Source organism: Streptomyces spongiicola (assembly GCF_003122365.1).
GTDB classification, from domain to species: domain Bacteria; phylum Actinomycetota; class Actinomycetes; order Streptomycetales; family Streptomycetaceae; genus Streptomyces; species Streptomyces spongiicola.
The window spans coordinates 1,873,892-1,895,057 of sequence record NZ_CP029254.1 but is presented as its reverse complement, the minus strand read 5'-3'; the positions used below and the strand labels follow the sequence as shown (position 1 = coordinate 1,895,057).

Below are 21,166 nucleotides of genomic sequence, written 5' to 3'. Positions count from 1 at the left end.
GTGAGGGAGCGATGTGGAGGCGTTCCGGGGACACCGGGCCGCACAGCCGCACGCCGTGGAGGGCGCTGATCAGCCCGCCGGTAGCCTCCCGCACGGTGGGCATCTGCGTGACGAGCAGGGCAATGCGGTCATGCCACGCGACACCGTCACCCGTCGGTGGTTGACACCCTGCTCAGCGCGGGCGAAAGGGAGCGGAGCATCACCGCATAGACGGGAGAGTCGGGGAACGGCTGCCGCTCGCCGACCTTGCGGTACTGCCAGGACTCGTACAGGGCTTGCACGCGCGGATGGGTGGTGTCGACCAGCAGCACGGCGAGCGCCTCGTCCCGGCTGGCGAGGAGCGCCTCGTGCAGTTGCTCTGCGGCGCCGGTCTTGCGCCACTTGGGCCGCACCGTCAACTCGGACAGCGAGAACGTCGACGGGTTCTCGGGCTCTTCGGTCACGTGTTCTCGCCACCACTCGCTGCCAGCCGTCGCGGGGGCGCCGTAGGCGAAGCCAGCGGGCTCGCTCCCGTCCCAGCCGATGAGGCATGAGAAGCCGGGGTTCCCGCCCCAGTGGTCCACGAACCAGGGGAAGCGCTGTACGAACGGGTCGTCCATCTGGTCCGCGTAGGCATCGGCGTGGACGTCGATGAGCGTCTGGCGGATCTCGTGAAGGTCGTCGTGTTTGTACTGGCGCAGCTGGACGGTCACGTTCGGCTCCACTGGTCGCGGTATCGGTTGCCCCACTCGCGCGCCACGGTCGCGTCCGGCGCGAGGGTGAGAAGGTCGCGGTGGAAGTCGCCCATCAGCGATCTCATGCGCCCCGGCAGGGGAGCGCCGGCCATCAGCTGGAAGAGCGAGGCTGCCGTGTCGCATGCCTGTTCGGCCTCGCCCTGATGTAGCTGCGCCAGCGCGAGCCGTGCGGTGGCCAGGGCGCGGTTGCGGCGGAACTGCTTGGGGAGGGCTGCCAGCGCACGGTACGAGGATGCCTCGGCCTCTGCCGCGAAACCGAGCCGGTCCCGGACGATCGCGCCCAAGGCGTACAGCTCGGCAGGGCCGTAGAACGCGATCCACGGTGGCCGAGCGGTGTCCGGCTCCGCCTTGCTCAGCATCTCCTCGGCGAAGCCGAATGACCTCAGCGCCGCCTGCCGGTCTCCGCGGTTGCTGTGCCCGACCGCGGTCCGAGCGTGGGCGAGCGACGCGAACAACGGATCGCGACGGGTGATGCCCGTGGCCTGAGCCGCGTACCCGGCATCGACGGCCTGGCCGTGCTCCTTGCGCTGATGGGCGAGCATCGCCAGCGAGTTCCACACGCGCAGCTCGGTGGCGCTGTCGTCGGCCATCCGCGCCAGGTACAGGGCCTCTTTGAGCCGGCTGTCTGCGCGGTCGAGCTGACGGGCGTCGATGGTTGACCAAGCGGCCGTGGCAGTGAAGTCCGCGGCGAGCGCGAGGAGTCGTTGCCGGACGCGCTGGGAGCCGGCCTTGTCCTGCTTGCTCAGGCATTCGGCCGCGCCGGCAAGGGCTGACCGCTCAAGGGCGGCGTGTCCGCCGCGCTTGTCGTCCAGGCCGGTCAAGCTCTCCAGGCCGGCGCGGAGAGCAGCCACGTCGGATGTCCCCACGCGGCCCGCGTTGGAGGGCTGGATCGTGAGCGCTGCCCCTGCGGCCGTGGTGGACGCGAGGAAGGTACGGCGGAGCAATGGACCCTCCGGGGGAACAAAGCCGAGTTCGACGGCCGGACACCCGAATACTGCCTCCAACGCGTCCCGTTGTCGCTGCTGAGGCCATCGAGATTTTCCGGTCAGCCAGTAGCGCACGGTCCGGTCGCTGACGGTCCCGCGGTGGCCGGCCGCCGTCAGCGACAGGTTCAGCTGCTCGACCAACTCCGCCTGGGTGTAGCCGGTTTCGTCCATGGCCGCTCTGAGCCGGAGATTCTTGTCCACGCACTCACCGTAGCCACATCGTCATCCCCTGTTGAGGCTGATGGCAGAGGCGCCGGCCCGGAATTTCCGGTCGCCGGCGACCGACGCGCGCCCGCTATTTCCTGCCCTGGCCGGAACTTCGGCAGTTGTATGAGGGGCGGCCGTTCTCCATGGCGGCCCTCCCCCGGGGCGGACCGCCGACGTGGCGGCAGTCCGCCCGCTCCCCACAGCGACGGAGATGACGATGCGCAGCACGACGAGGGCGGCTCGGGACACGTCGTGGATGGACCGTGAGAACGAGTTCACACGCTTCACCAGCGGCTCTGCGCCCCACATCCCGATAGCACCCGGCATGGCTGAAGAGGCTGCGGGACGAGCTCAATGCCGACCGCCACTGTTTCACAGCGCTCGTCGTGCCCGAGGCCGCGACGTGAAGTGCCCAATGCGCTGGATGGACGAGCGTCGATGGGCCTGGCGGCAGTGGTGCTTACAGATCCTCGTCGTCCTCACCGTCGCCGGGCTGGTAGTGCCGCTCGCCCTGTACGCAGAATGAGGAGAACCCCCTGATGACCAGCCCGATCCCCCGCACAGAGCAGGGCGCAGCACGGGACGCGGCTGTGACGGCTGTGCCGCCGACCCGCCACCCGGGTTACTGGGATGACGTCTTCGCCAAAGGCACGCAGTTCCGGCCCGTCAGCGAGGACGAACTGGGTTGGTTCCGCGCCCACACGCGGCCCGCGACCGGCATGACCGCGATCGACGTCGGATGCGGCCGCGGCGACCTCGCGCACACATTGGCCGAGTGGGGCCTGCATACGACCGGCTACGACTTCTCGCCGCTGGTGGTCAAGGAGGCCGCCGAGACGTACAACCACCCGAGGCTGCGCTACCGCGAGCACGACTTCAACGCCGGCGCGATCCCCAACGACCTCGCCCCGGAAGGCGCGGACATCGTCGTGTGCCGCCTGGTGATGGCCTTCCTCGATCGGGCCCGGTTCCTGACCGACGTGCGCCGATGGCTCCGCCCTGACGGCGTGCTGTACGTCATGACGCCCGTCTACGAGAAGCAGTCCGACCACGCGCACCGCGGTGTGCGCGAGGAAGCGATCGCGAGACTCGGCGACGGCTGGGCGGAGACCACCCGCTACGACCTGTGCGACGACGGATGCGTGACCGCCGTCGTCCTGCGCGGCCCACAGGGCTGATGAGCTCCGTCCCGCGCCTTCGGGCTGGGGCGGCGTACCACCGCAAGAGCACGTTCACCCGTCTGAGAAGGAGCTGCCATGACCGCTGTCGTGACCGAGAAGTCCGTTCAGCCAACCACTGCGGAGGCCGTGGAGGACCCGTTCGCGCTCGACCTGACCGTCACCGTCGACTCTGGCGGCCTTCAGATGCCGTCCGCCTGCGGCACGGGCGACGGATGCTCCTCCACCTGCGCCTCGTCCTGCGCGAGCGCCGTCTGACCCATCGCATTGTCTCGGAGGGCCGGGGCAGCGCCCCGGCCCTCCGCACCGTGGAGGAGGCTGATTCATGAGCAGGAAGCTGTACGAGCACACGGGCACGGCACTGTTACGGGCCGCGGCCGCGCCGCGGACCATCCTGCCCACATGGTGGCCCGACCCTGCCGACGCCGAGGGGTGCATGGCTTGGCTGATGCACGTCTGGTCCCGCCCGGAGCTCGCCGGCCCGATCCGCCAGGCGAACCCCGAGCTCGGTCTCAGCATCGATGCGCTGCGCGGCAGGCCGGTGGTTGCCGGCAAGAAGCTGCGGCGGGCCACGATGGCGACCGCCCGGTACCTGCTGCGTGCCACCGGCCGGCCCACGCCGTTCGGACTGTTCGCCGGCGTTGCCCCCGCTGCGCTGGGCCCGTCGGCCAAGGTCCGGTGGGGCACCGGGCATCGGGCGGTCGCCCGCGTCGACACGATGTGGCTCGGCGACATCATCAACCGGCTGGAGGCGTGCCCCGATCTGCTGGACCGCCTGGACGTCGTGATGAACAACCTTGCCGCCCGGCAAGGCGGGCGCCTTCAGGTGCCGCACGGAGGCCGGCACGGTGCGAGCGTCGTGCACACCAGCGCGGTACGCGCCTTGCAGGACTGCGCAGCCGCCCCGATCCGCTTCGGTGCGCTGGTCGCCACCCTCGCGGGTCTCTTCTCCGGCAGTGACACCGGCAGGGTCCGCAGCATGCTGACCGAGCTCGTCCGCCAGGGCTTCCTCCTGTCCTGCCTGCGCGCGCCGATGACCGAGACCGATCCACTCGGCCACCTCCTGGAGCAGCTGCGCAAGGCGGAGGCGAGCACGATCGAGTCCACCGCGGCGATCCTGCGGGATCTCGAAGCCGTCGCGGCCGCGATAGGCCACCACAACGCGATCCCGGGGCCGGGCCAGGCAGGGCCCCGCGAGGCGCTGACCCGGAAGCTGCGCGCGATGTCGGAGGCCGGCCGTGCGCCGCTGGCCGTCGACCTCATGCTCGACGCTGATGTCGAGATTCCCCACAGCGTCGCCCGCGAGATGGAGGCTGCGGCCGGCGCCCTGCTGCGGCTGACCCGCCGCCCCTCTGGTCACGGCATCTGGCGCGACTACCAGATGGCTTTCTGGGAGCGGTACGGCGTGGGGACGCTCGTGCCGCTTCGGGAGGTCGTGGACCCGGCCGCAGGTCTCGGGTTCCCCGCCGAGTACCCCGGCAGCATGATGACGCCGCCCGTGCCGCAGGTCTCGCGCCGGGACGAGCGTCTCCTGGCGCTTGCCTGGCAGGCCGTAACCGACGGCAGCCGGGAGATCGTTCTCACCGACGACATGATCGACACCCTGACGGACGGGCAAACCGCCGCTCCCGAGCCGCCGCACGTGGAGATGTGCGGACGCATCCACGCCGCGAGCATCGAGGGGTTGAACCAGGGCGACTTCACCCTCACCGTCACCCCGGCCCGCTCCGCGGGCACGCTCACGTCCCGCTTCACCCCGACAGCCGGAGGCGCGGGCCTGGAGGACGTCTACCAGCGTGTTCCCGCGGGCACCGACGGCGCACTGCGCGCCCAGCTCTCGTTCCCCCCGCTCTACCTCCATACGGAGAACGTCTGCCGCATCCCCGCCTACCTGCCCCATGTCATCCCCCTCGGTGAGCACCGCGGCCCGGACGAGACGGTGATCGAGCTGGACGATCTCGCCGTCACCGCGACACACAGCCGGCTGCATCTGGTCAGCCTCTCCCGCCGCCGCGTCATCGAGCCGCAGGTCTTCCACGCGATGGCGCTGGAGAAGCAGCCCCCGCCGCTGGCCAGGTTCCTCGCCCACCTGCCGCGCGCGTTCAACGCCGCGTGGACGGGTTTCGACTGGGGCCCCGAAGTCCTCCGGCTCCCGTACCTGCCCAGAGTCCGCTTCGGGCGCACCGTCCTGTGCCCGGCCCGCTGGTACCTCACCCGCGCCGACCTTCCCACCTGCGGCGACCTCGCTGCCTGGCATCAGGCTCTCGGCCAGTGGCGCAAACGCTGGGATTGCCCCGAAACGGTGGAGCTGCGAGACGACGACCGCACCCTGCGGCTCACCCTGAGCGAGCCACTGCACGCGGCGCTCCTGCACGCCCATCTCGGTCGGCGCGAGGACGCCGCCCTCACCGAGGCCGCCCCCGCCGCGGGCCTCGGGTGGATCGACCGGCACGCGCACGAGATCGCCCTGCCGCTGGTCACCACTCGCCCGCCGACCGCCGCGGCGATGTCCGGTCCGCTACCGACAGTGGTCAACAGCGCGCTCGGGCACATGCCCGGCTCCGCGGACTCCCGATGGCTCTACGCGAAGATCCACACTCACCCCGAGCGGATGGACGAGATCATCACCGGCCACCTTCCCCGGCTCCTCGACGCCCTTCCCGACAGGCCCGCTTGGTGGTTCCTGCGCTATCGCAGCCCGCACGAGACCGATCACCTCCGGCTGCGCCTGTGCATCCCGAGCACGGGCGAGTACGCCGCCGTCGCGGCCGCCGTCGCCCGCTGGGCGGAGCAGCTCCGCGCCGGAGCCATGGCCGGCCGACTCGTCCTCGACACCTACAGCCCCGAGATCGGCCGCTACGGGCAAGGCGCCGTACTGGAAGCGGCCGAAGCCGTGTTCGCTGCGGACTCCACCGCTGTCGCCGCCGGCCTGCGCCATGTGCCCGGCACCCTCGTACATTCCACCGCCCTGGTCGCCGCGGGCATGGTGGACATCGCCCGCGGATTCCTCGGCACCAACGCCGCCATGGACTGGCTCGCCGACCAGCCCACGCCGATCGCGGCCACCGACCGGGCGGTTGCCGACCAGGCCCTTCGCCTGGCCCGGCTCGATGCATCGCTGGACCTGCCCGGGAGCAACGGTGACGTCGCCGCCACGTGGGCCCGAAGGGCGGCGGCCCTGGCGCACTACCGCAGCCAGTTCGCCGACGACGCCGAGGTGAGCTCGATCCTGGAGTCGCTGCTGCACATGCACCACAATCGAGCGCTCGGTCTGGATCGGGCCGGGGAGAAGGCCTGCCGCCACCTGGCTCGGCAGGCCGCCCGCGCCTGGCAGGCCCTCCGATGACCGCTGCGGAGATGCAGTGGGAGCAGTCGCTGTACTCCGGCGCACCGGGTATCGCGCTGCTGCACATCGCCAACGCCCGCGAAGGCCGGGCTGGATGGGACACCGTCCACGAGTGGACCACCTCTATGGTCCGCCACGAGGTGAACGCCGACCCGTCCGCCTCCGGGCTGTTCGAGGGCGCACCCGCCGTCGCGTTCGCCCTCCACTTCGCGAACCGTCCGTCGTACGGGCCGGCGCTCGTCATTCTCGATCAGCACATCACCGACGCCACCCGACATCGGATGAGGGCAGCCCACGCGCGCATCGACCGCGGCGCGCTGCCGCGGCTGCGCGAGTTCGACGTCATCAGCGGCCTGACCGGGCTCGGCAGCTACTGCCTGTCCCGCACGAGTCGGCACCCGCTGCTGCCCGAGATCCTGTCCTACCTGGTGCGCCTGACGGAGCCGGTCAGGGCCGATGGCGAGCTCCTGCCGGGCTGGTGGTCCAGCGACGGCCCCGAACTGCGGCCGAGCCGCGCATGGCCGGGCGGACACGGCAACTTGGGCCTGGCCCACGGCATCACCGGCCCGCTCGCCTTCCTGGCCATCGCGATGCGCCGCGGCGTCACTGTCCCCGGGCACGCCAACGCGATCCGCTACATCTGCGCCATGCTGGACCAGTGGTGCCAAGGGACAGGAGCGGGAGCCTGGTGGCCCACTATGCTCAACCGCGAGGAGTGGAAGAGCCGCACGGCGAACCAACGAGTTCCCGAACGCCCGTCCTGGTGCTACGGCACCCCGGGGATCACCCGCGCGCTTCAACTCGCCGCTCTCGCACTCGGTGACCGGTCACGGCAACACGGCGCTGAAACGGCACTCGCCGCCTGCGCCACCGATGACCACCAACTCGCCCGGCTCACCGACGCCTCCCTCTGCCATGGCTGGGCCGGCCTCATACGCACCGTTCAGAGAGCTGCCGACGATGCCGACCCTGATAGCCCACTGGCCACAGCCCTGCCCTCGCTGCGCGGCCGGATGCGCAGCCACCTGGACCGCGTGGGCGCCCCGACCGCCAGGGGGCTGATGGAAGGCTCCGACGGTATCGACCTGGCCCAGCTCGACACGACCGCCCACCCCACATCTGCCCCCCACTGGGACGCCTGCCTCCTCTTGACCGGCTGACCGGCCCGACGACCACCGCACCGCTACCACTCGGAAGGAAGTCCATGAACACCACCGCACAGCCCTCGCCCGAAGTCCTGCGCAACCAGCTCATCGACACGATCGTGCGGGAACGCGTCGCCGGGCTGTACGACCCGCAAGTCGAAGAGGCCATGCGGACGGTGCCCCGCCACGAGTTCCTCCCGGCCGTCAGCATCGAGACCGCCTACACCAACGAGGCCGTGACCATCAAGGACAACCCGGCCGAGGACGCCCTGCCCTTCAGCTGCGCATCCAAGCCCGACGTCGTCTTCTTCATGCTCGTCCAGCTCCAGGCACGCGAAGGCCACCGCATCTTCGAGATCGGCGCCGGCACCGGGGTGAACGCCGCCTACCTGCGGCGCCTGGTCGGCCCCACCGGCCACGTCATCACCGGCGACATCGACAGCGACGTCACCGCCTACGCCCGCAAGACGCTCGACGCCACCGGCTACGGCGACATCGAAGTCATCACCCGAGACGGCGCCCTGGGAGCCGAGGAGTACGGCCCCTTCGACCGCATCATCGCCACCGTCGGCGTCTGGGACCCCAGCCCCGCCATGCGAAACCAGCTCACCCCCGGCGGCAGGCTCGTGCTTCCGCTCCGCTGGCGAGGCCTGACCCGCAGCGTCGCCCTGGTCCGCGAACCGAACCGGCACCGGTCCGACTCCGTCAAGGTGTGCGGCTTCCTGCCCATGATCGAGGAGACGGAGGAACACAGCGGCTATATCGACGACGATCACCTGACCCGCCTCTTCTGGGACTACGACCAGCCCATCGATCCCACCGCCCTGCGCGCCGCCATCACTCAGCCGGCGACCCTGGCGTGGAGCGAGACGACCGTCGGGCCGGTCGAATCCTTCGACGGGGTGTGGCTGCGCATGTCCGCCACCGACCCGGCAACCTGCCGCATCACCGTCAAGCAGCCCGCCGTCGACGCGGGCCTGCGCCGCCCCGCGAATCCCAACCTCGGCCCCGCCCTCGTGGAAGGCGACTCGATGGCGTACCTCACCCTCGCACGCCTCCCGTCCGAGGAAGGCGCAGTGCCCCGGTTCCGACTCGGCGCCGCCGCATACGGCCCGGCCGGAGAGACACTGGCGGAGCGCCTGTGCACGCAGATCACGGCATGGGGCGACGACCGAACCGCCGAGCCCGTGATCAGCCTGTACCCGGCCGGAACGCCAGACGACCAGCTCACCGACGGATACGTCATCGAGAAGCCCTCGACCCGCATGGTGATCTCATACTGACCGTCCCCCTGCTCCGTTGAGGCCCCGACATGCGTCGGGGCCTCACGTGCGCAGTCACACCGAAAACGACCCGGGTGTAACGCTCCGGCCGGTCACTCCGTCCACAGAGGCGGCCAGGCCTTGACGCTCGGCCACGATCCGCTGTATCGCCGCCGGTAGGCCCCGCCCACCGTGCCGATTCCTGTGGTAAGTGACCAACTCACGTTCACGCCCTTCGCGGACCTCTTCGCCGAGCCGCTGGAGAGCGGACCGGCGAAGAACCGCCCCGACCCGGCCTAGGACCGACGGCCGAGCCGAACCCCCACCCCACGACAGGGGCCATCCCAGACCACGGCCCTTACTCTGGAGCGCGTGACAGCCCTCGAACCACCTGACGCGGCCCGTGCCGGTGAGCCGCCGGCCGAGCAGGCCGCCGGCGTTCCCGGCGTCGTCAAGACCGCCACCGCCACCGGCACGCCCGGGGCCGCGACCGGCACGCCCGCCACCGCCACCCTCACCGGCGGCGTGCTCGGGCGCAGCCTGCGCGCCCTCAGCGTCGGCATCGTCTCCGTCGTCCTGCTGATCGCCTTCGAGGCGACCGCCGTCGGTACCGCCATGCCGGTGGCGGCGCGGGAGCTGGACGGGGTGCCGCTGTACGCGTTCGCCTTCTCCGCGTACTTCACGACAAGCCTGTTCGCGATGGTGCTCTCCGGGCAGTGGGCCGACCGCAGCGGCCCGCTCGGGCCGCTGGGCGCCGGGATCACCGCCTTCGGGCTGGGGCTGCTGCTGTCCGGGACGGCCGCCACGATGTGGTTGTTCATCGCCGGCCGGGCCGTCCAGGGGCTGGGCGGCGGACTGGTGATCGTCGCGCTGTACGTCGTCGTCAGCCGGGCCTACCCGGAGCACCTGAGGCCGACGATCATGGCGGCGTTCGCCGCGAGCTGGGTGGTCCCCTCCGTCGTCGGACCGCTCGCGGCCGGCACGGTCACCGAACAGCTCGGCTGGCGCTGGGTGTTCATCGGCATCCCCGCCCTCGTCGTGGTCCCGCTCGCGCTGGCGCTGCCCGCGATACGGCGCCGGGCCTCGGGCCCGGTGGATCCCCTGGCCCCCGTCCCGGCGCTCGACCGACGCAGGATCCGGCTGGCGTTGGGCATCTCCCTCGGCGCCGCGGTGCTCCAGTACGCAGCCCAGGACCTGCGGTGGTTCTCGCTGGCCCCGGCCGCCGCGGGGGCCGCGCTGCTCGTGCCCGCCGCGCTCGGTCTGATGCCGCGCGGCACGTTCCGGGCGGCGCGCGGGCTGCCGGCGGTGGTGCTGCTGCGCGGAGTGGCCGCCGGGTCGTTCATCGCTGCGGAGTCCTTCGTACCGCTGATGCTGGTCACCCAGCGCGGGCTGTCGCCGACGCTGGCCGGACTGTCGCTCGCGGTGGGCGGGGCGACCTGGGCGCTGGGGTCGTTCGTCCAGTCCCGGCCGCGGCTCGAGGCGTACCGGGAGCGTCTGACCGTCGCGGGCATGGTGCTCGTCGCGGCGGCGATCGCGACGGCGCCCAGCGTGCTGATCCCCTCCGTACCGGCATGGGTCGTCGCGGTCGCCTGGGCCTGGGGCTGCTTCGGAATGGGCCTGGTCATCTCCTCCACCAGCGTGCTGCTGCTGAAGCTGTCGGCCCCGGCGGAGGCCGGCACCAACTCCGCCGCCCTCCAGATCTCCGACGGGCTGTCCAACGTCCTCCTCCTGGCCGCGGGCGGCGCAGCCTTCGCCGCCCTGGGCGGGGGCTCGGCGGGCGGCCACGGCGCCGCGGTCGCCCAGGCCGGGGCGGCGGGCGCCGGCCACACGGCCGCCTTCGCCGCGGTGTTCCTGCCCATGGCCGCGGTCGCGCTGCTCGGCGCCTGGATCGCCACCCGGCTGCACGAGCGAGGCCCGGCCTGACTCCCGTACTCCCGTACTCCCGCATTTCCTTCGGGCTCCGGGGCTCCCGCATTTCCTCCGGGGCTCCTGTACCTCCTCCGGGGCTCCTGTACCTCCTCCGGGCTCCCGGGCTCCCGGCCTCCGGGCTCCCGTGCTCCCGTGCTCCCGTGCTTCCGCGCTTTCGGACGTCGGGGAGTCCCGGGACGTCCGGCCCCTGCCCCGCGGCCGGACGCCCACCCGGCCCGAGTGACCCGATCCGGCTCTGACCGGCGCCGCGCTGCGCACTCCGTGAACACGGGCGGCGGGCCCGGGCCCGGGTGCCCCGGGCCGCCGCTGTGAGGCGGGTCTCACCCCGTCCCCGCACAGCCCGGTGCGGCCCCCCGGGCAGCGGCCGCACCGGTAGGGTGGCCCGGTTGTCGTACGTAACGCCGCAGCCCTGCCTCGAACCGGAGACCGTGTCTACTACCGCCTCCCACCACCTCTCACCCGCCTTTCCCGGCCGCGCCCCCTGGGGCACGGCGAACAAGCTGCGTGCCTGGCAGCAGGGCGCCATGGAGAAGTACGTCCGGGAACAACCGCGTGACTTCCTCGCGGTGGCGACCCCCGGCGCCGGCAAGACCACGTTCGCGCTGACCCTCGCCTCCTGGCTGCTGCACCACCATGTCGTGCAGCAGATCACCGTGGTGGCGCCGACCGAGCACCTGAAGAAGCAGTGGGCCGCCGCTGCCGCGCGCATCGGCGTCAAACTGGACCCGGACTACAGCGCCGGTCCGCTCAGCAAGGAGTACGACGGGGTCGCCGTCACCTACGCCGGTGTCGGCGTACGCCCGATGCTCCACCGCAACCGCAGCGAGCAGCGCAAGACCCTCGTGATCCTCGACGAGATCCACCACGCCGGCGACTCCAAGTCGTGGGGCGAGGCGTGCCTGGAGGCTTTCGAACCCGCCACCCGCAGACTCGCCCTGACCGGTACGCCCTTCCGCTCCGACACCAACCCCATCCCCTTCGTCACCTACGAGGAGGGCGACGACGGCATCCGCCGGTCGTCCGCCGACTACACCTACGGCTACGGCAACGCCCTCGCCGACGGCGTCGTCCGTCCCGTGATCTTCCTGTCCTACAGCGGCAACATGCGCTGGCGCACCAAGGCGGGCGACGAGGTCGCCGCCAGGCTCGGCGAGCCGATGACCAAGGACGCCGTCTCGCAGGCGTGGCGCACCGCGCTCGATCCGCGCGGCGACTGGATGCCGAACGTGCTCCGCGCCGCCGACCAGCGGCTGGGCGAGGTAAGGAAGGCCATCCCGGACGCGGGCGGTCTCGTCATCGCCGCCGACCAGGACTCGGCGCGCGCCTACGCCAAGCTCATCCGGGAGATCACCGGTACCAAGGCGACCGTCGTGCTGTCCGACGACGCGGGCGCCTCGAAGCGCATCGACGAGTTCAGCGGGAGCCAGGACCGCTGGATGGTCGCCGTCCGGATGGTGTCCGAGGGCGTCGACGTCCCCCGGCTCGCGGTCGGCGTGTACGCCACGACCATCTCCACGCCCCTGTTCTTCGCGCAGGCCGTCGGCCGTTTCGTGCGCTCCCGGCGGCGCGGCGAGACGGCGTCCGTCTTCCTGCCGACGATCCCGATGCTGCTGGGCTTCGCGAACGAGATGGAGGTCGAGCGGGACCACGCGCTCGACCGCCCGAGGAAGGAAGGGGAGGAGGACCCCTACGCCGAGTCCGAGAAGGAGATGGACGAGGCCAACAAGCAGCAGGACGAGGACACCGGCGAGCAGGACATGCTCCCCTTCGAGGCGCTGGAGTCCGACGCCGTCTTCGACCGGGTGATGTACAACGGCGCCGAGTTCGGCATGCAGGCCCACCCGGGCAGCGAGGAGGAGCAGGACTACCTCGGGATCCCGGGCCTGCTGGAGCCGGACCAGGTGCAACTGCTGCTGCAGAAGCGGCAGGCGCGGCAGATCGCGCACAGCCGCCGGAAGCCGGACGCGGATGCGGACCTGCTGGAACTGCCCGCGGAGCGCCGTCCGGTGGTCTCCCACAAGGAGCTGCTGGAGCTGAGGAAGCAGCTGAACACGCTGGTGGGCGCGTACGTCCACCAGAGCGGCAAACCGCACGGGGTGATCCACACCGAGCTGCGGAGGGTGTGCGGAGGGCCGCCGAGCGCGGAGGCGACGGCGGGCCAGATCCGGGAACGGATCAAGAAGGTGCAGGAGTGGGCCACCCGGATGCGGTGAGCGCACCCGGTGACGGGGCCGGGTGCGTACGGCGGCTCCCGGGCCACGCGCTCGTGTGCGCCGGCCCACCGCCGGACCGGCGCGCACCGGCCACCGCGCGCCGGTTCCGCGCAACACCTGACCCTGTTCCGCTGATCCCGTAACCCCGCCCCGCGCCTGCCGGTTCGGGCCGGGCCGGTTCGGCCGCCCGGCCGGTGCGGGCGCTGCGTGTGCCCGGGCCTGTATGACCCGGGCGGTTCGGCCCCCGCGCCTGCCGGTTCGGACCGGGCCGGGCCGGTTCGGCCCCGGGTTCGGTGCTCCCCGGGCGGTGCGTTCCGCGGGCGCTGCCTTCTCCACGCGGTGCGGCTTCCCGCCTCGGGTCCCGCACTCTGGGTCCCGTCCCGCGCCCTGGGTCCCGTGCGCCCCGTTTCGGTTGTTCCCCCGGGCCTGTACCGCTACCCGGCACCCGCCCACCCTTCGGGCCGTGCGTCCGGGCCGCGTCGCGGCGTGGTGTCGAGGCGTGGTTCGGTGTCCCACTTCGGCGGAGGCTGAAGAGTGATGTGTCGCGTGAAGTCGCTGGTCGTCCCGACTTGCGTGCCGATAGCGGACGGCAGGGTCGTTCGGTGCCCGGATTCTGGACGAGGTCTTCCGCTGAGCGAACCGGCTTCGCTACTGTCCCCGGAAATGAAACGCCCCGTGGCAGCGCCGCCGCGGAGCGCAGCCGGTGTGCATGGCCTGCCGGCGGCCTCTCCGTGCGTCGCCGATGGGACCGGTGCCGCTGGCCGCGAGAGCGTCGCCGCACTCACCTCGAAGGAGAGGGCGTCGTGACCGCGGAGACCTCCCAGACGCTCGACAGAGGACTGCGCGTCCTCAAACTGCTCGCCGACACCGACCACGGGCTGACCGTGACCGAGCTGTCCAACCGGCTCGGTGTCAACAGGACGGTCGTCTACCGACTGCTCGCCACACTCGAGCAACACGCCCTGGTGCGACGCGACTTGGGAGGCCGAGCCCGGGTGGGGCTCGGCGTGCTCCGCCTCGGCCGTCAGGTGCACCCGCTGGTGCGGGAGGCGGCGCTGCCGGCGCTGCGCTCCCTCGCCGAGGACATCGGCGCGACCGCCCATCTCACACTGGTCGACGGGACGGAGGCGCTCGCGGTGGCGGTCGTCGAACCGACCTGGACGGACTACCACGTGGCGTACCGGGCCGGCTTCCGCCACCCGCTGGACCGCGGAGCCGCGGGGAAGGCGATCCTCGCCGCACGGCAGGGGGGTCTTGCCGAGCCCTCGTACATCCTCACTCATGGTGAACTGGAGGCGGGTGCCAGCGGGGCCGCCGCAGCACTCGTCGGGGTGAGCGGCATAGAGGGCAGTGTCGGCGTCGTCATGCTGGCGGACTCCGTCCCGGAGCGGGTGGGCCCCAGGGTGGTGGACGCGGCACGCGAGGTCGCGGACGCACTGCGCTGAGCGGGCGGCCGGCCGGGGAGGGAGCTGCCGGGTCAGTCGGCCTCCGCACGCCGATGCGCCGCCCGGTAGGCCGCCGCCCGTTCGCCCACCGCCTGGTCGCCTTCGTCCCCTGCCGCGGAAGGCCGCCACCCGGTCGCCGCCCGGTCCCCACCCGGCCGCGGCCGCGGGCCCGTTTCGGGCCGCTGCCCACCCGGTCCCGGGCCGGTCCCCACCCGGTCCCCTCAGGGTCCCCGGCCGGTCCCGGGCCGGTCCCCGCAGGGTCGGGCCGGGTCCGGGCCCGATCCGGCCGCATCGGGCGGACCGATACATTGACAGGGTGTTCTCTCGCCTCTCGAGTCTCTCCCGCCCCCGGGTTCTCGCCGTCTGCGCCCTCCCGGTCGCATCGCTGCTCGCGGTCGCCGCGCTCGCGCCCCTGCCGTTCACCGTGGCCCAGCCCGGGCAGACCACGAACGTGCTGGGGACCGACCGGGGCAAGCCGGTGATCACCGTCTCCGGAGCACCCGTACGGCAGACCCAGGGGCAGTTGCGGATGACGACCATCGTGGCGACCGGTCCCTCGACCGAGGTCGATCTCGGCGACGTGGCGGACGCGTGGGTGCGCAGGGACCGCGCCGTGCTGCCGCGCGACGCCGTCTACCCCTCCGGGCGGTCGGACGAGGAGATCGAGGAGCACAACACCGCCGAGATGCTGAAGTCCCAGAACAGCGCGGTAGACGCTGCCCTGGGGTATCTCAAGGAGGATCCCGCGAAGGTGAAGGTCACCCTGCATCTCGCCGATGTCGGCGGTCCGAGCGCCGGGCTCCTCTTCTCCCTCGGCATCGTGGACAAGCTGGCGGGCGACGGCGCGGGCGGCGATCTCACCGGCGGCCGGAACATCGCGGGTACGGGAACCATCGACGCCGACGGCAAGGTCGGCGCGGTCGGCGGGGTCGCGCTGAAGACCCAGGCGGCGGCGCGCGACGGCGCGACCGTGTTCCTCGTGCCCAAGGCCGAGTGCGCCGTGGCCGAGGAGCAGCTGCCCGAGGGCATGACGCTGATCCCGGTCACCGAGCTGACGGACGCGGTGTCGTCGCTCAGGGCGCTGGAGAGGGGCGGCAGCGTCCCGAAGTGCTGACCGGCGGGGCGTGGTGTGTTCCCGGGGCCTTGCTGTGTTCCCGGGGGCGTGGTGTGTTCCGGGGGGCGTGGTGTTGTGGTGCGTCTCGGTCCGTGGTGGCCCCGGGCCTTGGCGACCTGGGTGGCCGTGCCGGGATCTGCGGACGGGGACCGTCACGGGGGCGCCGTACGTCCGATGCCGGCGAGGGAAGCCGGGGCCGTCGGGGCGGTCGGGGCCGTAGGGTCGGCTGGTTCAGCGGGCGTCCTCCGCGGCCTGCTCCACCAGCGGGATGATCCGCAGCGGGACCGGGTTCTCCATCACGATCGCGGTGGACGCCCGCACGATGCCGTCGAACCCCACGACCCGGTCGATCACCCGCTGGAGGTCCGCGTTGGACCGCGCGACCAGCCGGCACAGCATGTCGCCGTGACCCGTCGTCGTGTGCAGTTCCAGCACCTCGGGAACGGTGGCGAGGTGGGCACGTACGTCGGCCCCCTGCCCCTGCTTGATCTCCAGCGTCGCGAACGCGGTCACCGGGTAGCCCAGCGCGGACGGGTCGACCTCGGGCCCGAAACCGCGGATGACCCCGTTCGACTGGAGCCTGTCCAGCCGCGCCTGCACGGTGCCGCGTGCCACCCCCAGCCGGCGGGACGCCTCCAGGACACCGATCCTCGGCTCCCGTGCGAGCAGCACGATCAGCCTGCCGTCCAGATGATCGATCGCCACATCAGCCCCTTATGTAGTCATCCTGTACAGGTAGCCCGAGTAAATCGGACACCGGCTCGGCATATTGCCCAGTGAATACAGCAACTATTGCGCATCTTGTGGATCGGCGGGAGTCTGCCGTCATGACTGAGACCCTGGATCACACCCCTGACACCGGCAGGCAGGCCGACCCCTTCCCGGTGAAGGGAATGGACGCGGTCGTCTTCGCCGTCGGCAACGCAAAGCAGGCCGCGTACTACTACTCCACGGCCTTCGGGATGAAGCTCGTCGCCTACGCGGGGCCGGAGACCGGTAGCCGGGAGACCGCTTCCTACGTGCTGACCAACGGCTCCGCGCGGTTCGTGTTCACCTCCGTCATCAAGGCGTCCACCGACTGGGGCCGGTTCCTCGCCGAGCACGTCGCCGAGCACGGTGACGGTGTCGTCGACCTGGCCATCGAGGTGCCGGACGCCCGCGCCGCCTACGCGTACGCCACCGAGCACGGCGCGCGCGGCGTCCAGGAGCCGTACGAACTCAGGGACGAGCACGGCACGGTCGTCCTCGCCGCCGTCGGCACATACGGCACGACCCGCCACACCCTCGTCGACCGATCCGCCTACAACGGCCCCTACCTGCCGGGCTTCTCGGCCGCCGACCCCATTGTCGAGCCCCCCGCCAGGCGGACCTTCCAGGCCATCGACCACTGCGTGGGCAACGTCGAACTCGGCAGAATGAACGAGTGGGTGGCCTTCTACAACAAGGTCATGGGTTTCACCAACATGAAGGAGTTCGTCGGCGACGACATCGCGACCGAGTACTCGGCGCTGATGTCCAAGGTCGTCGCGGACGGCACCCTGAAGGTGAAGTTCCCGATCAACGAACCTGCGGTCGCGAAGAAGAAGTCGCAGATCGACGAGTACCTCGAGTTCTACGGCGGGGCGGGCGTCCAGCACATCGCTTTGGCCACCAACGACATCGTCGCCACCGTGCGCATGATGCGGGCGGCCGGGGTGAGGTTCCTGGACACGCCCGACTCCTACTACGACACGCTCGGAGAGTGGGTCGGCGACACCCGGGTCCCGATCGACACCCTGCGCGAGCTGAAGATCCTCGCGGACCGCGACGAGGACGGCTATCTGCTGCAGATCTTCACCAAGCCCGTGCAGGACCGGCCGACGGTCTTCTTCGAACTCATCGAAAGGCACGGCTCGATGGGCTTCGGCAAGGGCAACTTCAAGGCGCTCTTCCAGGCGATCGAGCGCGAGCAGGAGAAGCGCGGAAACCTCTAGCCACCAGCCCGTACGGAGCCCGCCTCCGGCCCCGCGGCCCCACGGAGCCTGACCCGTGGGGCCGCGTGGCGTCGTGGCACCGCGATCCGCGATCCGCCGTCTTCGGTCTTCGGTCTCACTCACCGGTCACTCACAGCCGTCCGCCGGCCACTCACCAGCCGTCCGCCGGCCACTCACCAGCCGTCCGCCGGTCATCCCCCAGCCGGAGACGGCCCGCGCGCGGTGGTGGCCGACGGCTGGACGTCCCCCGCTCCCCGGGTCTCCCCGCTTTCCCCGCTTTCCCCGCTTTCCCCGCTTTCCCCGGTCTTCCGAGTCTCCCCGGTCTCCCCGGTCTCCTCGCTTCCCCCGGTTTCCCGGGCGTCGCGTTCGCGGGGCCGGGACGAGCCGGAGTCGCGCGGCCCGCGCGAGGCGTCCTCGTCCCTGCCGTGGGGCGACCGCTCCTCGCCGTCCCCGGCCCGTCCGCCGTCCCCGGCCCGTCCGCCGTCCCCGGCCCGTTCGCCGCCCTCCGCAGTGTCGCCGTCCTCCGGCGGCAGTTCCCCGCCCGTCGTCCACGGCTCGCCCTCGACGTCGGCGGGACCACCCGGCGGGGGGTTGCCCAGCGCCGAGACCGCCCGTTTCGCCTGAGGCACCAGGAGCGGCGAGAAGTGCGGGTTGAGGCGCAGCGCCTCCCGCAGATGCCGGCGGGCAGGGCCGTCCCGGCCGAGTGAGCGCTCGATCTCACCCCGGTGGTAGAGGGACAGCGCGCTGCGGAGTCCGGGAGTCGTCGCCCGCTTCAGGTACTTCAGCCCCTCCTGCGTCCTCCCCGCCCGGTGCAGCGCCCACCCCAGAGCGTCCGAGACATGCGCGCTGCGATGCCCCCGCTTCCACTCCTGGGCCAGGCGCCGCACCGCGGAGTCCGCCTGCCCGTGGTCCGCCTCGTACCGCGCGAGCGTCAGCTCCTCGCTCACCCCGTACTTCCGGGCCTTCGCGGCAAGCCTGCGCACCTTCTCGTGGTGTGCCCGGGCCTCGTCCGGCATCCCCAGCGACTCGTACAGCTCGCCGGCCCGCAGCGCGTACTCGGGCATCGGGGCCCGTTCGACGGCCGCCCGGTAGTCCCGCAGCGCGTCGTCCGTGCGCCCGAGCGCCGCCGAGGCCCGGCCCCGCCCCGCCAGAGAGGGATGGTGGCCCGGCTCCAGTCGCAGCGCCGTGTCGAAGTACGCCGCCGCCTGCTGCGGCTCGCCCCGCTCCCAGGCCAGCTCGCCGAGCCGGTGCAGCGCGGAGGCACGTTCCGCCCTGCCACCCGAGCGCGACACCGCCTCGTCCGCCAGCGCCTCGGCGTCCTCGTACCGGCCGTTGTCGCGGTGGACCTGGGAGCCCCGCAAGAGGGTCTGCACGGTGCGGGGCCGAAGCTCCTCCAGCGTGTGCAGGGCCTTCGCGGCCGCCGCGTACGAGCCGAGTCCGCTGTACGCGTCGATCAGCGCCGGATACGCCGTCCACTGTTCCGGCGACCGCGCCCGGACGCTCTCGGCCCAGCGCTTCGCCGAGGCGAAGTCCCGCCGGGCGTTCGCCAGCGCGGCCATTCCCACCTGTGCGTCCGCGTTGCCCTTCTCGCCGGGCAGTGCCTCCAGCGAGCGCCGCAGCGCCTTCTCCGCCCGGCGGAGGTCCGTACGGTCGCCGAGCAGCGCCCCCTGCGCCAGATAGGCCGAGCCCAGCACCGCCCACGACAGATGGTCGCCGGCCGTTCCCGCGAGCCGGTGCTCCTGGGCTGCGATCAGCGCGGACAGTTCCCCCGCCGACAGGGCCGCCCCGGGGCCCTCCGCGAGCACGGTCCGGGCCGCCGGCCCCGGCGCGGGCGGCGGCGGCCGGTCGTCCCGGCCCGTGCCGGCGACCACGATCCCGGTGGCGACCGCTCCGGCGACCAGCGAGGCGATCACGGCGTTCCTGGTCAGTGGCGCGCATCGCTTCCTCATGGCGATCACTGTGCGACACCTCCGGTCGCGCACGAAGTGCCCACCCGGCGGAGCGACGCGGGTCGCCGGTGGGTTCACACCGATGGCCCCCGGTGCCAGTCTGGGATCATGGACGCTCTCCTCTCCCGGCTCCGAGAGAACCTTCCGCCCGAAGCCCTGATCACCGACCCCGACGTCACGGCCTCGTACAGCAACGACATGGCGAGCTTCTGCGACGCGGGCACCCCGGCCGTCGTGGTCCTGCCGCGCACCGTCGAGCAGGTCCAGCACGTGATGCGCACCGCGACCGAACTGCGCGTCCCCGTCGTACCGCAGGGGGCTCGCACGGGTCTGTCCGGCGGCGCCAACGCCTCCGACGGCTGCATCGTCCTGTCCCTCGTCAGGATGGACCGCATCCTGGAGATCAGCCCGGTCGACCGGATCGCCGTCGTGGAGCCCGGTGTCGTCAACGCGGTGCTGTCACGCGCCGTCGGCGAGCACGGGCTGTACTACCCGCCGGACCCGTCCAGCTGGGAGACGTGCACCATCGGCGGCAACATCGGCACCGCTTCCGGCGGGCTGTGCTGTGTCAAGTACGGCGTGACCGCCGAGTACGTCCTCGGCCTCGAGGCCGTCCTGGCCGACGGCCGGCTTCTCAGCACCGGCCGCCGCACCGCCAAGGGCGTCGCCGGCTACGACCTCACCCGGCTCTTCGTCGGCTCGGAGGGAAGCCTGGGCATCGTCGTCAAAGCCGTCCTCGCGCTGCGGCCGAAGCCGCCCCGGCAGCTCGTCCTCGCCGCCGAGTTCCCGTCGGCCGCCGCCGCGTGCGAGGCCGTCTGCGCGATCATGGAGCGCGGTCACACCCCATCGCTGCTGGAGATCATGGACCGTACGACCATCCGGGCCGTCAACGCGATGGCGCAGATGGGCCTCCCGGACACGACCGAGGCCCTGCTCCTCGCCGCGTTCGACACCGCCGACCCCGGGCCGGACCTCGCCGCCGCCGGGGAACTGTGCGCAGCGGCGGGCGCCACCCAGGTCGTCCCCGCCGAGGACGAGGCCGAGTCCGAGCTGCTGCTCCAGGCCCGCAGGCTGTCGCTGACGGCCCTGGAGGCCGTCAGGACCGCGACGATGATCGACGACGTCTGCGTACCGCGTTCCCGGCTCGCCGAGATGATCGACGGCACCGCGGCCATCGCGGAGAAGTACGACCTCACCATCGGCGTCTGCGCGCACGCCGGGGACGGCAACACCCACCCGGTCGTCTGCTTCGACCACCGAGACCCCGGCGAATCGGCACGTGCCCGGGAGTCGTTCGACGAGATCATGGCCCTCGGACTGGAGCTCGGTGGCACCATCACCGGTGAACACGGGGTGGGCGTCCTGAAGAAGGAGTGGCTCGCCCGCGAACTCGGGCCCGTGGGAATGGAGTTGCAGCAAGCGGTCAAGAAGGCCTTCGACCCGCTCGGCATCCTCAACCCCGGCAAGCTGTTCTAGCTAGGGCGGGTGGCGAGAGTCCCTCCTGCGTCTGTGGGCGGACGGAGCCGCTTTCCCGACACGCCCCGGTGCCGCACCAGTCGACGCCTGCCCCGCCCGCGACGCCCGGCACGGCGCCTCGCACGCGTTGCCGAGTCAACCGAGTCGAACCACTGCGAGGTCGATCCGGCGCCTTGCGATCCACCGCAGCGGACGCCGCTCCGCACCGC

Annotated in this window: 15 protein-coding genes; 11 read left to right on the top strand and 4 right to left on the bottom strand. The window is 71.9% G+C overall.

The annotated features are described in order from the left end of the window. Positions 1-146: 146 nt before the first annotated feature. Both DDQ41_RS08225 and DDQ41_RS08220 read right to left on the bottom strand, forming a co-directional pair. Positions 147-692 (bottom strand): GNAT family N-acetyltransferase, encoded by a 546-nt coding sequence (locus DDQ41_RS08225; protein ID WP_262508392.1) that lies wholly within the window; start codon positions 690-692, stop codon positions 147-149. Next, entirely contained in the window at positions 689-1,921 is a 1,233-nt protein-coding gene (locus DDQ41_RS08220) for a hypothetical protein (RefSeq protein WP_109293896.1), read from the bottom strand. The genes DDQ41_RS08225 and DDQ41_RS08220 overlap by 4 nt, the downstream gene beginning before the upstream one ends. A 545-nt stretch (positions 1,922-2,466) precedes the next feature. Between DDQ41_RS08220 and DDQ41_RS08215 the strand changes: the two genes are divergently transcribed. From DDQ41_RS08215 to DDQ41_RS08175, 9 genes are all read left to right on the top strand, one after another. Continuing rightward, entirely contained in the window at positions 2,467-3,105 is a 639-nt protein-coding gene (locus tag DDQ41_RS08215; protein WP_109293895.1) for a class I SAM-dependent methyltransferase, read from the top strand. Positions 3,106-3,183: 78 nt separating this feature from the next. After that, complete coding sequence (gene fxlA, locus DDQ41_RS08210) at positions 3,184-3,363, top strand: FxLD family lanthipeptide (protein WP_109293894.1); 180 nt, start codon at positions 3,184-3,186, stop codon at positions 3,361-3,363. Between the two features lie 67 nt (positions 3,364-3,430). Next, on the top strand, positions 3,431-6,451 hold the full coding sequence (locus DDQ41_RS08205; RefSeq protein ID WP_109293893.1) for a lantibiotic dehydratase: 3,021 nt from the start codon (positions 3,431-3,433) through the stop codon (positions 6,449-6,451). Further along, complete coding sequence (locus DDQ41_RS08200) at positions 6,448-7,611, top strand: lanthionine synthetase C family protein (RefSeq protein ID WP_109293892.1); 1,164 nt, start codon at positions 6,448-6,450, stop codon at positions 7,609-7,611. Before DDQ41_RS08205 ends, DDQ41_RS08200 begins: the two co-directional genes overlap by 4 nt. 44 nt (positions 7,612-7,655) lie before the next feature. Then, positions 7,656-8,879 carry a methyltransferase, FxLD system gene (fxlM, locus tag DDQ41_RS08195; protein ID WP_109293891.1) on the top strand — a complete coding sequence of 408 codons (1,224 nt, stop codon included), beginning with the start codon at positions 7,656-7,658 and terminating at the stop codon, positions 8,877-8,879. Positions 8,880-9,230: 351 nt separating this feature from the next. Beyond that, on the top strand, positions 9,231-10,781 hold the full coding sequence (locus tag DDQ41_RS08190) for an MFS transporter (RefSeq protein ID WP_109293890.1): 1,551 nt from the start codon (positions 9,231-9,233) through the stop codon (positions 10,779-10,781). Between the two features lie 434 nt (positions 10,782-11,215). Continuing rightward, a complete protein-coding gene (locus tag DDQ41_RS08185; RefSeq protein ID WP_109293889.1) occupies positions 11,216-13,000 on the top strand; it encodes a DEAD/DEAH box helicase in 1,785 nt (594 codons plus the stop codon). Positions 13,001-13,803: 803 nt separating this feature from the next. Beyond that, positions 13,804-14,445, top strand: a complete 642-nt coding sequence (locus DDQ41_RS08180; RefSeq protein ID WP_109293888.1) for an IclR family transcriptional regulator — start codon at positions 13,804-13,806, stop codon at positions 14,443-14,445. Positions 14,446-14,761: 316 nt separating this feature from the next. After that, entirely contained in the window at positions 14,762-15,559 is a 798-nt protein-coding gene (locus DDQ41_RS08175; protein WP_109293887.1) for a S16 family serine protease, read from the top strand. 231 nt (positions 15,560-15,790) lie between these two features. Here DDQ41_RS08175 and DDQ41_RS08170 read toward each other — a convergent pair whose 3' ends face one another. Then, the gene (locus tag DDQ41_RS08170) at positions 15,791-16,264 is read right to left on the bottom strand and encodes an Lrp/AsnC family transcriptional regulator (protein ID WP_109293886.1); all 474 of its coding nucleotides are present in this window, start codon (positions 16,262-16,264) and stop codon (positions 15,791-15,793) included. A gap of 122 nt (positions 16,265-16,386) precedes the next feature. Between DDQ41_RS08170 and hppD the strand changes: the two genes are divergently transcribed. After that, a complete protein-coding gene (gene hppD, locus DDQ41_RS08165; protein WP_109293885.1) occupies positions 16,387-17,532 on the top strand; it encodes a 4-hydroxyphenylpyruvate dioxygenase in 1,146 nt (381 codons plus the stop codon). Between the two features lie 191 nt (positions 17,533-17,723). Here hppD and DDQ41_RS08160 read toward each other — a convergent pair whose 3' ends face one another. After that, positions 17,724-19,481: a tetratricopeptide repeat protein gene (locus DDQ41_RS08160; RefSeq protein ID WP_262508391.1), complete on the bottom strand. Its 1,758-nt coding sequence runs from the start codon at positions 19,479-19,481 to the stop codon at positions 17,724-17,726. Positions 19,482-19,589: 108 nt separating this feature from the next. On the opposite strand from DDQ41_RS08160, the gene DDQ41_RS08155 reads away from it, so the two are divergent. After that, on the top strand, positions 19,590-20,957 hold the full coding sequence (locus DDQ41_RS08155; RefSeq protein ID WP_109293883.1) for an FAD-binding oxidoreductase: 1,368 nt from the start codon (positions 19,590-19,592) through the stop codon (positions 20,955-20,957). The last annotated feature ends 209 nt before the right edge of the window (positions 20,958-21,166 follow it).